We start from the raw sequence: 14,081 nt of genomic DNA on the forward strand, positions 1-14,081 counted from the left end.
ATTCAATACAAATGATACCGCTGCTTTCGGTCCGCGAACGCCCGGCTCTCCTCGCGGAACTGCGCCAGCATGGCCGGGACGTCCACGGCATCGGCGCGGTACAGGTTATCGCCGCCGAGCAGATCGATGAACGGCCGGGAGCCTTCCTTGAACGGCGGCAGCCAAGCGAACGCCTCGTAATTCTCCTTGATCGCATAGAGCAGCGTGACGCCCGTATCGACGGGAAGCACGGCTCGCGCATCCGTGATGTGGAGCTGAACGCCGCCGCAAAGCTCGCCTTGATGCTTCGATGCCGTCGGCTTGTAGTACACGGGACGGAATCTCACGCCCGGCAGCTTCTTCGCGTTCATCTCGTCCGCAAGACGCTGCGGTTCGATGTACGGCGCGCCGATGATTTCGAACGGGAACGTCGTTCCCCTGCCTTCGGACAAATTCGTGCCTTCGAACAGGCATGTTCCGCCGTACAATAAAGCCGTCTCATAACGCGGAATACCCATGGACGGCTGCACCCAGAGACGGTTCGCGTCTGGAAAAGACATCGTCCGTTCCCAGCCCTCGCAAGGCACGACGTGCAGCTTGCAGTTCCAGCCCATCTCGTCGTTCGCCATCGTCGCCAGCTCGCCCACGGTCAGTCCGTAACGAACGGCCAATGGATAGTTGCCGACGAACGAGGTATAACCCGGCTTCAGCACATTGCCTTCCACCGTGACGCCGCCGAGCGGATTGAACCGGTCGAGGACGATGAATTCCTTGCCCGCCTTGGCGCAATCCTCGAGCGCGTAGAGCATCGTATAAATAAAGGTATAATAACGAATGCCGACATCCTGGATGTCATACACGACCGCATCGACTTCTTCGAGCATTTCCGGCGTAAGCCGCTTGGAATCTCGGCGATATAAGCTGTGCACCGGCACGCCCGTCTGCGGATCGGCATACGCCTCCACCAGACCGCCCGCATCCTGATCCCCGCGAACGCCATGCTCGGGCGAGAACAGCGCCGTCAAACGAAAGCGTTCATGCAGGATGCTGATCGTCGGCGCGAAATCGCGGTCCAAGCCGGTAGGCGACGTTATCAATCCAAGCCGCTTCCCTTGAAACAACCGGGCATGCTGCCCGATCCGATCGACGCCGTTCAGGATCATAGCAATGAATCCTGGCGCAGGCGCATCGTCTCTTCCGGCACCATGAACGTCTCGGCGTACTGCTTCCGCGCTTCGATGCCGCGCACGCGGGCAAGATGTTTATAGTATTCGAGGTACGGGAACGACTTGCTGCCCGTCACGAACCAATGCGTGGACACCGCCTTGACCCACAGCTCGTAAGCCTCGTGGTTGAAGTCGACGTAGACGTACGGCTTGTAGTCGACCGCGTCCTCCCAATTCTCCGCGTAATAGAGCTTCGGGGCGAAATGCGCCGGCAGCTCGCGCTCGAAGGAAGCGAGCCCCGCGAAGAACCGCGCATCGTTCACGATCCGGTGCGTCGTCATATGGTCCTTGTGCATGCTGTTCTTGAAATGCGTGATGATCACGTTCGGCTTCACTTGGCGGATGACGTCGCATACCCGGTAACGCATCTCGTCGCTGTCCTCCAGCTCGCCGTCCGGAATCTCGAACACGATCGCCTCGCCGCCTAGCATCGCCGCGAATTGCTCCGCTTCCCTGACCTTCTGCTCCCGATAATCCGCCATGTCTTGGCCCGCCGGAACGCCTCGTTCCCCGGCCGTAAGCGCCAAAGTGACGATCCGATCTCCTTTCAGGGCATGGCTCGCCAGCACGCCTCCCGCCGTTAATTCCGCATCCCCTACATGTCCGCCAATCGCCAATATCGTCAACCACTGCTCGCCCATTCGTTAAAACTCCCTCCGCATGATCGCAAAATGTTTGACCGTCTTGAAGCCGGCTTTCTCGTAGATCCGGATCGCCGGGTTCTTGATCCCCGTGTACAGCGACATATAGTCCGTGCCGATCGCCCGGAACGCCTCGCACAGCCGAAAGAACAGCAGGCTCCCGAGACCGTGGCCCTCGTGATCGGGGTGGACGCCGATGCCGGCAAAATAGCCCCTTCCGTTATCTTGACGGATAACAGGGCCGGCGAATCCAACCGCCTTGCCGCCTTGGGCGGCGATGACGACCGGAACGCCTTCCACCGCGCACTGCGCGATCTCGCGCTGCCAAAGCGGGTTGTCGAACCCGACCAGCATGGCTTCGATGCCGTTATGCAGCTGCGGATCGAAGAGCTCGACTTCGTAGCCTTCCGCATTCGCCTTCGCTTCCTTGGACCGCATCTCGTCCGGCCAATCGAAGTCCGATAGATTTAAGTACATCGCGCATTCCTGCGTTCGCTCGGCATAGCCGTGCGCCAGCAGGTAAACATGGAACGGGCTGCCGACAGGCACGCCTGGCGCATTGTTGTGTTCGTGCTTCGGCGTACCCGGGACGTACCAAGGCAGCATCATCGGATTGAAGAACAGCACGTCCGCCTGCTTCTTGCCGAGCTCCCGGAACCGCGCCTCGAGCGCGCCCAGCAGCATGCCGTAAGCGCCATCATTGCGATAAGCTTCCGCCAGCGCGATGCAGGTGATATAACCCGCCACGTCGCCCAGCGGCAGGTCGTCACCCGTGCAGCCGCACGCGAATCCCTGCGCCGCGCCGTGCTCGTCGAGCAGCACGAACGCATTCGCCGGGTCGTAATACGGATTAGACAAGAAGATGCGATCGAAGCTTGCCGCGTCCAGCTCCTTGTAATCTTCCGCGACCGCCGCGGCGTTCCACAACGTAAGAACGCCATCTAAATACCGATGCTCGAAAGAGGCGATCCTCATTCGACGTCACCTCGCATTTCGATTGATATGTGATTGTCGTTCGATAGTTGGCCGTTGCACCGCTTAATAAGAGATTTTCCCCATCACGACCGGACGCGCCGCGCCCGTGACGCTCGGCAGATTGTTCGTGCGCCTCGCAATCGCATAGTCGGCCAGCAGCGCGAACGCCACCGCTTCCTTCGCGTCGCTGCTCTGCCCGATGTCCTCCTGAACGAGCACTTCCACGCCCATCGGCCCCATCTCTTGCTTCAAGAATCCGAGCAGCGAAGGGTTGTAGCTTCCCCCGCCCCCGACGAGCATGACGTCGGCCGCATGCGAAGGCTGCACGTACCTGCGATAGGCGTCCCCGATCGACCACGCCGTCAGCATCGTGACGGTGGCAACCAAATCCTCGGCGGTCAGCCCGTGCGCGTCGCGATAGGCGATTAATTCATCCACGTAGACGGAACCGAACAGCTCTCTGCCCGTCGATTTCGGCAAAGGCAGCGCGTAGTACGCTTCATCCTGCAGGATTTCTAGCAGCTGGCGATTTATCTTCCCCGCGCTTGCGATCGCGCCGCCGACATCCATGGTCCGCTCCCCGCCGTACAACCGGCTAACCACGCCGTCGATCAGCATGTTCCCGGGTCCGGTATCGAACGCATAGACCTCCTCGGGCGCGCAGCCTGCGGGAAGGACCGTAATATTGCCGATGCCGCCGATATTTTGCAGCAGCAGCGTTCGGTCCGCTTCGCGGAACAGGCCGTATTCCGTGAACGGCACGAGCGGCGCGCCCTGCCCGCCGACCGCCATGTCGGCGACGCGGAAATCGGTCACGCACGGAATGCCGGTCCGCGCGGCGATGACCGCGCCTTCCCCGATTTGCACCGTGAAGCGAAGATCGCGTCCGTCCTCGATAAACGCGTCCGGCGCATGATAGATCGTCTGACCATGCGAACCGATGACCGCAATGTCCTCGGGCTTTAAGCCGGCGGACGCGATCACCGATAAAGCCGCCTCCGCATACAGCTCGCCGAGCCTGACGTTCATCCGTCCGACCCGGTCGATCGTGGCGCGGGACGGATCGAACAGCTCGAAGATCTCGTCGCGCACCGCCGCCGGGAATGCCGTGTTGGCGAAGGCAACCAGCTGCACGTCCGGCTGCCCGCCTGCATCCTCGCCGCCGGTGCCCGTTCCGCTTCCGTCCGCATCGCCGGCGATGCGGATCACCGCCGCGTCGATTCCGTCGACGGACGTCCCCGACATCAGGCCGACGGCATAACGTTCCTTGCGCGCCATCGCGCTCGCCGCCGCCATATCAGCCTTTGACCGCGCCTACCGTTACGCCCTCGAGGAAGTAACGCTGCAGGCTGAAGAACAGGATGAACATCGGCAGGGCGGAGATCGTGGCTCCTGCCATCATCGGCGCGAAGAACGTCGTATTCGCGAACCGGAAGTTTTTCAGGCCGACTTGAATCGTCTGCATATCCATCGTGTTCGTCACCAGGAACGGCCAGAAGAACGTGTTCCAGCTGTCCATGAACGTCAGGATCGCCATCACCGCAAGGACGGTTTTGGACAACGGGAGAATGATGCGCAAGTAGATCTGGAATTGATTGCAGCCTTCCATCTTCGCGCTCTCGATGATTTCCTTCGGAATCGAGGACATGAACTGCTTCGACAAGAAGATGTTATAGACCGTTACGAGGCCCGGTACGATAAGTGCCGTGTACGTATTTTGCAGATTGAACGTGTTGACGATCAGAATATAAAGCGGCACCTGCGTGACCTGGTAAGGAATCATCATCGCGACCAGCAGCAGCGTGAAGAGAAAAGCTCTGCCCCTGAATTTGATCTTGGAGAACGCGTAGCCCGCCATGCTGGCGAAGACGACGTTCGAGATCATGACGCTTCCGGCCACGAGCAGCGAGTTGCCGAGCCAGCGGAACGAATACTCGCTGTAATCGAAGAAGAATTTGTAGGAAGCGAACGAGATCTTGGACGGCCAGAGCGAATAGCTCATCGCGCCCGCTTCGACCGGATCGCCCAGCGAAGAGATGACCATGAAGTAGATCGGGAATATCGTGGCGAGCGCGAACAACAGCAGCAGCCCGATGATCGTCCCGTTGCGGAACAGCTTGGCTTTGCTCCGGTCCGGGTAGTTTCTGTACAGCGACATGTGCGAACCTCCTTCCTTAATACTCCACTTCTTTGCCGAAGAATTTAAACTGAACCAAGGCGACGACCGCGATCAAGCCCGCGAGCAGCAATGATTGGGCAGCCGCTTTGCCGAACTCGAAATATTTGAATGCATTGTTGAAGATCAATAAGCCGACCATCGTCGTCGCGTTATCCGGTCCGCCCCCCGTCATCAGATAGGCGTTCTGGAACACTTGGAACGACCCGATGACGCCGGTGACGAGCAGGAAAAGCGTCGTCGGCTTCAAGCAAGGAATGACGATATACCGCAGCTTCTGCAGGAAGGTCGCGCCGTCCAGGTCGGCCGCTTCGTAATAGCTGGTATCGATGCCGAGCAGCGCGGCCAGATAAATGATAATGCTCGTGCCGTGGCTCGACAGCCAGGCCATGAAGACGAGGGAGAACATCGCCGTGCTGCTGGAGCCCAGCCAGTTCTGGTTGCCGATGCCGAAGAGCGAGATCAGCTTATTGAAGATCCCGGTGTCCATCGGATCGAAGATCCACAGCCATACGACCGACAAAGCCACCCCGGAAGCGACCGCGGGCAAATAATACACGGCTTTGAACGACGTTTGCATCCATTTCTTCAGAGGCAATATGAGAATCGCTACCGCAAAGGAGAGCAGCAGCGCTACGGGCACGGTTAGGATCGTATAAATGATCGTGTTGCGGATGGATTTCCAGAAGAGCGCGTCCTTGAACGTCTCGGCGTAATTATCGAAACCGATGAACGTGGAGCCTAGCGGCTTGTAATCTTGAAAGCTGATGATGAAGGCGCTGGCGACCGGATAGGCCGTGAACAGCGCGAAGACGACGAGCGCCACCGCGATAAAGGCATAACCCCAGCTGTTATCGCTCTCTAGGCGGCGTCTGAAAAATGATTTCTTGGTTGGATTCATCAAGCTGCACCTCTTTTCCACTATCGAGTCGATGACCATGCGATAAAAAAGATTTCGGATAGCCCCTCACAATCAAGAGGCTATCCGAACGGGAAGATTACTCCTTGACGACGCCGTCTTCGCCGAACGTATCGATCGCCGCTTTCTTCACGGCGTCATACATGTCTTCGGGAGAGATTTCGCCGGCCAAGAGCGCCTGCAGCTTCGGAACGATGACTTCGTCTTCCAGCTTGATCGCTTTCGCGCCGAGCTCGACCGGGATGTCGGGACGCGCCGGAGCCGCATGGGAGAGAAGCACGCCCACGGCAGCGACGTTATCCGGATTGCGGTTCGTCGTCATGCCTTCGGCAGCTGTTTTGCCGGATTTCGTAATGTTGGCTACGAACAGGTCGTTATTCGTCGTCGCCGCTACTTTGCCGCTTGCGAGGAAGTAGGCTGCCTTCACGACGTTCGCTTTGTGCTCGGCGGATGGTTCTTTCTTGCCGCGGAACGTAACGTAGCCGTCTACCGCTACGGTCGTTACAGGCGGTTGTCCGGCGAACGAAGGCACCGGAAGGACGATATAGTCCGTTTTGATGCTGCCTTTGACCGCGCTGCCGTCGTTGGCGTCGATTTTCTCGTTATTTTTATTCGCGGAGTTCTCGAACGTCGCGAGGCCTTTGCCCGTGATCATCGTTTGGCCCGTCAGGAACATGTTCCAGCGTTTGCCCGCATCCACGGAGCTGAGCTCTTTCGGCATGGAACCGTCGTCGATCAGTTGGCGGATGTCCTTCAGCACTTCCAGGTAGTTCTTGCTCGTGTAGGCATATTTATTGTCCGTCGTGAACGCGTTCGGCATGCCCGCGCCTTTCACCAGAACGCCCAAGTAGTCTTTGGAAGCGACGCCGGCCGTCGCGAACACGAAGCCGTAACGGCTCGTCTTATTGCCTTCCTTCACGACGCCTTTCTTGATGGCTTCGCGGAACTCGTCATAGGTCCAGCCGTTCTTCTGCACGTTCTTGTAGTCGATGCCGGCCTTCTCGAGGAATTCCTTGTTGCCGCCGAGCGCATGCGCTTCCATGTAAGCCGGGAAGCCGTAGATGCCTGCGCCGTTCTTCATATATTCGAATGGCGCCGTATCGAAGTCGGAGATCATGTCCGGCGTCGCCGCGTCCTTGATGTCCATCAGCATGCCTTGCTGCACGTATTTGGAGATGCCGTCGGAGCCGATGAACGCGATATCCGGCGGGCTGCCGGCGTTCACTTGCGTATCCAGCTTCTGCGTCATGTCTTCCCAGCTTGCAGGTTCGATCTTGAGCGTCAGGTTCGGGTATTTCGCATTGAAATCTTTGGCCATTTGATCGAAATTCTCTTGATAAGTCGGAGATACGGGAGGCAGCAGCGCCGTGATGGTGTCTTTCGCGCCTGCCGCGTTGCCTGCGTTCGAAGCGCCGCCGGCGTTGTTTGAACCGTTATCGTTATTGTTGGAAGAACAGGCTGCCAGCGTCGTAACGGATAAACCGAGTGCCAGTACGGATGCCAAAACGCGAGATTTCGTCTTCATATGAATATCCTCCTTAAGGATTTCAGCATTATAGTGTCCTGTTCGTTGCTCATTAACCGATCTTGCTGCAATTGCGAATCGCTTTCTTCAAGCTGCCTTCGCTTCGTTCGAGTTCCCGTTCCGCTTCCGCATCATCCAACCCGGTAAGAATCATCATGATGGCAAGTTTGCAATTCATCGATGCCCGCTTCAAGAACTTCTCCGCCGTCTCCGCATCCTCGCCGGTAGCGGTCTGGATAATCCGGATCGAGCGGTCATTCAGCTTCATATTGCTCGCCTTCAAATCGACCATGAGATTGTTGTAGGTCTTGCCGAGCTTCACCATCGTACAAGTGGACAGCATGTTGAGCACCAGCTTCGTTGCCGTACCCGACTTCATTCGCGTCGAACCCATGATCACTTCGGGTCCGACAACGGGCGCGATGCATACGTCGCAGACCGCTTCAAGCTTGGAGTGCTTATTGTGCACGACGCCGATCGTCGCCGCGCCGAGCTCGGAAGCCCGTTTCAAACCGGCGATGACGAAGCTTGCGCTGCCGCTTGCCGATATCCCGACCACTGCGTCTCTCTCTGTAATGCCGCAGCGCTCAATTAGTGCAACCCCCTCCTCTGCGTTGTCTTCGAATCCTTCCACGGCGACCCGCAATGCGATATCCCCGCCCGCGATATGTCCTTGGACGAGCGATGCATCCGTACCGAACGTCGGCGGAATCTCCGATGCGTCGAGCACGCCGAGCCTGCCGGACGTGCCTGCGCCGATATAGAACATTCTTCCGCCGTTTTTCAGTTTGTGATGCAAAATATCAACCGCTTTCACGATTTGCGGAATTTCCGCATCGATCGCGGCAGGCACCTTCTGGTCCTCTTGATTCAAGAGCCGGAGCATCTCCTCGGTGGAGCATTCGTCGATCATCCGTGTCGCATGGTTAATCTCCTCTGTAGTCAATCCCGCTAAATATTCGTTCATAACCATTCTCCTACCCTGATATCGTGATGTCAGATTAGCTAACACACTTATTCTTTCTAAGACCCATATTAAACTTCAGCGACTTAATCCGTCAATAGATTCTGAAATAAAATTTTATACTAAAATTAATATTTGTTTTTTTATTTTGGAAATCGACGCAAAAAAAGACATGTTCAGCCGTAGCTTACCCATGTCTCCCGTTTTATAAGTGGCTTATTTGCGATGCTTGCCCGCAAGGATGTTGTGCGTCTTCGTCAGAAACTTCTTCACGTTCTGATACTCGGCGCTAGCCACGCCGGCGAACAGCATGTCGATGACGGTCAGCATCGCGATTCTCGAACCCATCGCGCCGCTGCGAATCGTCAGTTCCGGCGTGGAGATGCTAAGCAGGATATCCGACTTGTCCGCCAGCTCGCTCTTATTATACTTGGTGATAGATATCGACGTCGCCCCGTTCTTCTTGGCAACCTCCAGCGTTTCCAGAATCTCCGCCGTATCGCCGGAATTGGAGACGAAGAACGCCACGTCGCCCTTGCCGAGCAGCGTCGCGGCCGTCAACTGGCTGTGGCTGTCCGTATAGGAATGGCACATCTTATTAATGCGGCTGAATTTTTGCTCCGCGTCTTTGCATACGATGCCCGAAGCGCCGACGCCGAAGAAGATAATCCGGTCGCTCTCGCGCAGCACCTTAACGGCCTTCGCCACTTGGTCGCGGTCGATGACGCTGAGCGTGTCCTCAATGGACTTTATGTTGTTGCGCGCGATGTTGGAGATAATGATGGACAGGTCGTCGCCGGGCTGAATATCGGTATACTGGTCCTTCGTTTCTTCGTCTCTGGAACCCAGGGAAGCCGAAATGCTGACGATGAAGCTCCGATAGCCGCTGTAACCGAGCGTCTTGCAGAAGCGCAGCACGGAAGCATCGCTCGTCTTGCTCATCTGCGCAAGGCTCTTGATCGAGAGATGCGGCACTTCTTCGGTGTTCTCCAATATAAAATCGGCAACCAGTTTCTCAACGGGCGTCATGCTGTCCTTCATGTCCCGAATCTTAATCAAAATGTTGTCGTTTATCGCCATTATCGACCCGCCCTCGTCAAATTCACTATTATCTTACGGGTATTCCCCCTAAAACACAAGGAATAGTTACACCTCGTGTCATGGTTGAGGAATCCATTATTAGAAATTTTATTTCAAAACAAATTTTTATTATGGAATTAAAAATCTATTTTTTATTGTTACCCCATCTTCGAAGTGCTATAATGGGCCCATATAAATCTCCTGCTTCACGACTCCAACCAAGAGGTGGTTCCCATGAAGAAAGAAAGCATCAAAATCGCCATTATCGGATCCGGCAGTACCTATACCCCGGAATTGATCGAAGGCATGATCAAGCGCAAGGACGTGCTGCCGATCGGCGAGCTCGTGCTCATGGATATCGACGAACGCAAGCTGCAAACCGTCGGCGCGTTGTGCGAGCGCATGATCGAAGCCGCGAACGTGCCTTGCCGCGTCATCATGACGCAGGAGCTGGACGTCGCGCTTCGCGATGCCGATTTCGTCCTCGGCCAGATCCGCGTCGGCAAGCTGCCGGCACGCGTGCTCGACGAGAAGATTCCCCTCAAATACGACATGATCGGCCAGGAAACCTGCGGCATCGGCGGTTTCTTCAAAGCCATGCGCACCATTCCGGTCATGCTGGACATCGCGGCTCGCATGAAGGAGCTTTGCCCGGACGCTTGGCTGATCAACTTCTCCAACCCGGCGGGCATCATTACGGAAGCGATCCTGAACCATACCGGCGTCAAAATGCTCGGTCTCTGCAACGTGCCGTACAACATGTTCAAGAGCATCCGCGAGTCGCTCGATCTCGATCATCCGAACATCGAGTACATCGGACTGAATCACCTCAGCTGGATTACGGGCATCGAGCAGGATGGCAAGGATTATCTCAAAACCGCCCTGGAAATGGGCCTCAACAGCGAGACGATGAAGAACATTCCGGCGAGCGGCTTCAGCAAAGAGCTGATCCAAATGGCCGGCGCGATTCCGTCCTCGTACCTGGAATATTACTACTTCAAGAACAAGAAGCTGCAGGTCGTGCGCGACATGGAGCTCTCCCGCGGCGAGAAATGCATTCAGATCGAGGAAGAGCTGCTCGGCATCTATTCCGATTCCGAGCTGCATTCCAAGCCGGAGCTGCTCTCGACCCGCGGCGGCGCCAATTACTCCGAGGTCGCCATCAGCCTCGTGGACGCCATCTATAATGACAAGCAGGAGGTTCACGTCGTGAACTTGCTCAACAACGGCGCCTTGGATTTCATGGAAGACAGCGACGCCGTCGAAGTGTGCGCGGTCGTCGGCAAGGACGGCGCGAAGCCGATCAAGATCGAGAACTTCGACAACCAGCACATCATCGACTACATGCGGATGATCAAAGCGTACGAGCGCGAGACCGTCGAAGCCGCCGTAACCGGCAGCGAGGACGCGGCGATGCGCGCCTTGCTCATGAATCCGCTGGTCGGCGACTACAACGCGGCCAAAGGGGCTTTCGATGAATTGAAGGAAGCGCACAAAGAATATTTGCCGCAGTTCTATAAGGAAGAAGCGAAGAAATAATGGAACGCTATATTATCGGCGTCGACGGCGGCAACAGCAAAACCGACTACTTCCTGTTCGATCTGCAGGGACGCTTCGTCGATCATCTGAACGCCGGCACGTGCAGCCATGAACAGTATTCGGATGGCTACGCCAGCTCTTACCGGGTCATGAGCGAGAAGATCCGCCTGCTGCTCGAGCGCAACGGATTGACGATGGCCCATATTGCCGCAGGTGCTTTCGGACTGGCCGGCGCGGACATCCCTTCCCAGAAGGAGCAGCTCTGCGCCGTCGTCGAGCGGCTCGGATTCACCAACTATGCCGTCGACAACGATTCGTTCCTCGGCATCAAGGCGGGCAGCGAGCGAGGCTACGGCATCTGCTCCATTAACGGCTCCGGCACCGTGGCAGGAGGCATCTCCCCGAGCGGGCAGCGTCTCCAAATCGGCGGCATCGGCAGCGAGCTGGCCGGCGACGAAGCAGGCGGCTTCTACCTCGGGCGGAAAGTGATGCGCGCGGTGTACGACGCGCTTTACCGGCTAGGGCCGCAGACGTCGATGGCGGAACCCGTCATGGCGCTGCTCGGCGTCCCTGCCAAGGAAGCTTTCATGGAATTCGCCGTGGAGGGCACGGTGAACCGCACGCTGCCGAACACGGAGCTGATCCGGATTCTGTGGCGCGCCGCCGAAGCCGGAGACCCCGCCGCCCTCGGCATCGTCGATCATTCCGCCCGGCAGCTGGCGCAATCCGCGGCCGGATGCCTGCATCACCTGGACTTCGACGGCGAAGCGGAAGTCGACGTCGTGCTCGCCGGCTCCGTGTGGGTGAAGGCGGATCGTCCGCTGCTGTTCGAGCGGTTCAAGCATTATATGGCCGAACTGGCCGGCCGGCCGTGCAGGTACATCATGCTGCAGGAGCCTCCGGCGACCGGCGCCGTGCTGTGGGCGCTGGAGCTCGCGCATTGCCGGCCGGTCGATGCGGACATGCGGCGCAGCGTGATCGAGAGCGTCCGGCAGCAGCAGCACTAGCAGCACGCATATCAAAAAACCGTTCCTGCGAAGAAGGCGAGCGCCTTGATCCTTCGCAGGAACGGTTTTTATTTTTTCCACGCTATTTCCCCAGCGGCAGCCGCACCTTGAACGAGGTTCTTCCCCCATCGCTCGCCGCGGCAATCGCGCCATGGTGCAGCTCGACGATGTTTTTGGCGATGGCGAGGCCAAGGCCCGAGCCGCCCGTATTGCGCGAACGCGAATGCTCGCCGCGGTAGAACCGCTCGAACAGCAGCGGGATGGTCGATGCCGGCAGCGGCTCGCCGTAGTTCGCGATCTCGACGACGGTCTGCCCGAAGTCGGTCCACGCCGCGATATCGATCCGCTTGCCGTCCTTGCCGTATTGGATCGCATTGACGATCAAGTTCTCGAACACCCGGACAAGCTTGTCCCCGTCCGCATCGACGATGATCGGATGATCGGGAAGCATCAAGACGCACGCCATCCCCGCCTGTTCGAATTGCAGCCGGAATTGGGCGGCCAGCTGCCCGAGCATCTCGACGAGATTGATCGGCGACAGCCGAAGTCCCATGCCGCCGCTCGTCCTCGTGAATTCGAATAAATCGTCGATCATCGATTTCAAGTGCATCGATTTCTCGTAAGCGATCCGAACGTACTGCCTCAGCTCCACTTCATCCCGGTAACGGTCCTCTTCGATCAGCCCCAAATACCCGACGATCGACGTCAGCGGCGTCCGCAAATCATGGGAAACGTTCGTGACCAGCTCGACCTTCGTCCGCTCGGCGCGCCGCTCCTCTTCGATGGACAGCTTCAGCTGCGCGGTCATCGTGTTGATATTTTCCGCCAGTCCCGCAAGCTCGTCATCTCCGCGAATAGGGAAACGATAGTCGAAATTCCCGCCTGCAATCCGCTCGATCCCCTGCGAGATGTCCATCAGGTAGCGAATGGTCGGGTGGCTGAGCGCGAAGAAATAGACAATGAACAGGATGAGGCAAACCACGGTAAAAGTGAGCGGAGCGCCGAATTCCGAATCCAGCATCCGCAGGAGAACGACGAGATAAGGAAATTCCATCCGGTATGCGGCAAGCGCGACCAAGCCCAGCATACCGGCCGTCAGGACGGACGCCGCCGCGCTTAAGCCGAACAAGAACAGCATTTTGAAGCGAAGGCTCTTCCACGGTTTACGGATCAATTTTGTACCCTACTCCCCATACGGTCTGAATCAGCTTGACGCCGCCCAGCTCGCTCTCCAATTTATCGCGAAGCTTGCTGATATGAACCATGACGGTGTTGGTGGTCGACTCCAGGAACTTGTCCTTCCATACCGATTCGAAGATCGCTTCCGCGCTGAACACCTGCCCCGGATGGCTCGCCAGCAGATGCAAGATATCGAACTCCGTCGACGTCAAATTCACGTTCCGATCCTCGACCGTAACCGCGTGCGCCTTCTTGTTTATCTTCAAAGCATGAAGCTGAATCTCGTCCTGCTCTTGCGATGGCTGGATCTGCGCGTTCAAATAATGCGATCTGCGCAGCAGCGACTTCACTCTGGCGAGCAGCTCGAGGGCATTGAACGGTTTGACCATATAATCGTCCGCGCCCGTCGTCAGCCCCAAGATCTTGTCCATGTCTTCGGCTTTGGCGCTCAGCATCAGGATCGGAATGCTGTACGCCTCGCGCACCGCCCGGACGACCTCCAGGCCGTCCATCTCCGGCATCATGACGTCGAGGACGATCAATTGGATCGGCTCCTTGGCGATCACGTCCATTGCCTCGCGGCCGTTGCTTGCCGTCAGGACTTGGTATCCTTCGTTGGTCAAATAGATTTTGATCAGCTTCGCGATCTCGAGATCGTCGTCGGCGATCAGGATTTGTATCGGCATCATCGTCTCTCTCCGTCTTGTTAAGGTTAGAATCCATGCGTTCGCTGCTCTAGCTTATCAGAAATCGTCCCCGTAACCGACCCCGCGAATCCACAAATAAGAAAATCTTAAGGATTCCTTTATCGCGTCTTACGAACTTCCGCGGCCTTACGCGTTATCTTGGAGATAGAGCAACGGACAAGAAT

The 14,081-nt window shown here is 57.3% G+C and carries 13 protein-coding genes; 2 read left to right on the forward strand and 11 right to left on the reverse strand.

Going from position 1 to position 14,081, the window contains the following annotated elements; translation table 11 throughout:
- Window positions 1–2: 2 nt before the first annotated feature.
- The 9 genes from GT003_RS20895 to GT003_RS20935 all read right to left on the reverse strand — a co-directional run bounded on the left by GT003_RS20895 (window position 3) and on the right by GT003_RS20935 (window position 9,485).
- Complete coding sequence (locus GT003_RS20895; RefSeq protein ID WP_161701451.1) at window positions 3–1,142, reverse strand: exo-beta-N-acetylmuramidase NamZ family protein; 1,140 nt, start codon at window positions 1,140–1,142, stop codon at window positions 3–5.
- Complete coding sequence (locus tag GT003_RS20900) at window positions 1,139–1,846, reverse strand: PIG-L deacetylase family protein (RefSeq protein WP_161701453.1); 708 nt, start codon at window positions 1,844–1,846, stop codon at window positions 1,139–1,141. The genes GT003_RS20895 and GT003_RS20900 overlap by 4 nt, the downstream gene beginning before the upstream one ends.
- A 3-nt stretch (window positions 1,847–1,849) precedes the next feature.
- On the reverse strand, window positions 1,850–2,821 hold the full coding sequence (locus GT003_RS20905) for a GNAT family N-acetyltransferase (RefSeq protein ID WP_161701455.1): 972 nt from the start codon (window positions 2,819–2,821) through the stop codon (window positions 1,850–1,852).
- A 63-nt stretch (window positions 2,822–2,884) separates the two neighbouring features.
- Window positions 2,885–4,117, reverse strand: a complete 1,233-nt coding sequence (locus tag GT003_RS20910; protein ID WP_161701457.1) for an anhydro-N-acetylmuramic acid kinase — start codon at window positions 4,115–4,117, stop codon at window positions 2,885–2,887.
- A 1-nt stretch (window position 4,118) separates the two neighbouring features.
- The gene (locus tag GT003_RS20915; RefSeq protein WP_161701459.1) at window positions 4,119–4,979 is read right to left on the reverse strand and encodes a carbohydrate ABC transporter permease; all 861 of its coding nucleotides are present in this window, start codon (window positions 4,977–4,979) and stop codon (window positions 4,119–4,121) included.
- A gap of 16 nt (window positions 4,980–4,995) precedes the next feature.
- The gene (locus GT003_RS20920; RefSeq protein WP_161701461.1) at window positions 4,996–5,898 is read right to left on the reverse strand and encodes a carbohydrate ABC transporter permease; all 903 of its coding nucleotides are present in this window, start codon (window positions 5,896–5,898) and stop codon (window positions 4,996–4,998) included.
- A gap of 97 nt (window positions 5,899–5,995) precedes the next feature.
- On the reverse strand, window positions 5,996–7,441 hold the full coding sequence (locus GT003_RS20925; protein ID WP_161701463.1) for an ABC transporter substrate-binding protein: 1,446 nt from the start codon (window positions 7,439–7,441) through the stop codon (window positions 5,996–5,998).
- A 52-nt stretch (window positions 7,442–7,493) separates the two neighbouring features.
- Window positions 7,494–8,408, reverse strand: coding sequence for an N-acetylmuramic acid 6-phosphate etherase (gene murQ, locus GT003_RS20930; protein ID WP_161701466.1), 915 nt, complete (start codon window positions 8,406–8,408; stop codon window positions 7,494–7,496).
- Between the two features lie 213 nt (window positions 8,409–8,621).
- Window positions 8,622–9,485 carry a MurR/RpiR family transcriptional regulator gene (locus tag GT003_RS20935; RefSeq protein ID WP_161701468.1) on the reverse strand — a complete coding sequence of 288 codons (864 nt, stop codon included), beginning with the start codon at window positions 9,483–9,485 and terminating at the stop codon, window positions 8,622–8,624.
- A 234-nt stretch (window positions 9,486–9,719) separates the two neighbouring features.
- Here GT003_RS20935 and GT003_RS20940 point away from each other — a divergent pair, with 234 nt between their 5' ends.
- Both GT003_RS20940 and GT003_RS20945 read left to right on the forward strand, forming a co-directional pair.
- Complete coding sequence (locus GT003_RS20940; protein WP_161701470.1) at window positions 9,720–11,024, forward strand: 6-phospho-beta-glucosidase; 1,305 nt, start codon at window positions 9,720–9,722, stop codon at window positions 11,022–11,024.
- On the forward strand, window positions 11,024–12,031 hold the full coding sequence (locus tag GT003_RS20945; RefSeq protein WP_170312294.1) for an N-acetylglucosamine kinase: 1,008 nt from the start codon (window positions 11,024–11,026) through the stop codon (window positions 12,029–12,031). The genes GT003_RS20940 and GT003_RS20945 overlap by 1 nt, the downstream gene beginning before the upstream one ends.
- Window positions 12,032–12,113: 82 nt before the next feature.
- On the opposite strand, the gene GT003_RS20950 is transcribed toward GT003_RS20945, so the two are convergent.
- Together GT003_RS20950 and GT003_RS20955 are read right to left on the reverse strand one after the other, a co-directional pair.
- Window positions 12,114–13,205, reverse strand: a complete 1,092-nt coding sequence (locus GT003_RS20950; protein ID WP_161701472.1) for a sensor histidine kinase — start codon at window positions 13,203–13,205, stop codon at window positions 12,114–12,116.
- Window positions 13,195–13,899 (reverse strand): response regulator transcription factor, encoded by a 705-nt coding sequence (locus tag GT003_RS20955; protein ID WP_161701474.1) that lies wholly within the window; start codon window positions 13,897–13,899, stop codon window positions 13,195–13,197. Before GT003_RS20955 ends, GT003_RS20950 begins: the two co-directional genes overlap by 11 nt.
- Window positions 13,900–14,081: the final 182 nt, after the last annotated feature.

Origin of the sequence: Paenibacillus sacheonensis, assembly GCF_009909195.1 — a bacterium.
GTDB classification, from domain to species: Bacteria; Bacillota; Bacilli; order Paenibacillales; family Paenibacillaceae; genus Paenibacillus_Z; species Paenibacillus_Z sacheonensis.

Excerpts from the sequence above, each read along its gene's own strand:
- GT003_RS20895 (WP_161701451.1), bottom strand. The coding sequence starts at position 1,142 with ATGATCCTGAACGGCGTCGATCGGATCGGGCAGCATGCCCGGTTGTTT.
- GT003_RS20900 (WP_161701453.1), bottom strand. The coding sequence starts at position 1,846 with ATGGGCGAGCAGTGGTTGACGATATTGGCGATTGGCGGACATGTAGGG.
- GT003_RS20905 (WP_161701455.1), bottom strand. The coding sequence starts at position 2,821 with ATGAGGATCGCCTCTTTCGAGCATCGGTATTTAGATGGCGTTCTTACG.
- GT003_RS20910 (WP_161701457.1), bottom strand. The coding sequence starts at position 4,117 with ATGGCGGCGGCGAGCGCGATGGCGCGCAAGGAACGTTATGCCGTCGGC.
- GT003_RS20915 (WP_161701459.1), bottom strand. The coding sequence starts at position 4,979 with ATGTCGCTGTACAGAAACTACCCGGACCGGAGCAAAGCCAAGCTGTTC.
- GT003_RS20920 (WP_161701461.1), bottom strand. The coding sequence starts at position 5,898 with ATGAATCCAACCAAGAAATCATTTTTCAGACGCCGCCTAGAGAGCGAT.
- GT003_RS20925 (WP_161701463.1), bottom strand. The coding sequence starts at position 7,441 with ATGAAGACGAAATCTCGCGTTTTGGCATCCGTACTGGCACTCGGTTTA.
- murQ (WP_161701466.1), bottom strand. The coding sequence starts at position 8,408 with ATGAACGAATATTTAGCGGGATTGACTACAGAGGAGATTAACCATGCG.
- GT003_RS20935 (WP_161701468.1), bottom strand. The coding sequence starts at position 9,485 with ATGGCGATAAACGACAACATTTTGATTAAGATTCGGGACATGAAGGAC.
- GT003_RS20940 (WP_161701470.1), top strand. The coding sequence starts at position 9,720 with ATGAAGAAAGAAAGCATCAAAATCGCCATTATCGGATCCGGCAGTACC.
- GT003_RS20945 (WP_170312294.1), top strand. The coding sequence starts at position 11,024 with ATGGAACGCTATATTATCGGCGTCGACGGCGGCAACAGCAAAACCGAC.
- GT003_RS20955 (WP_161701474.1), bottom strand. The coding sequence starts at position 13,899 with ATGATGCCGATACAAATCCTGATCGCCGACGACGATCTCGAGATCGCG.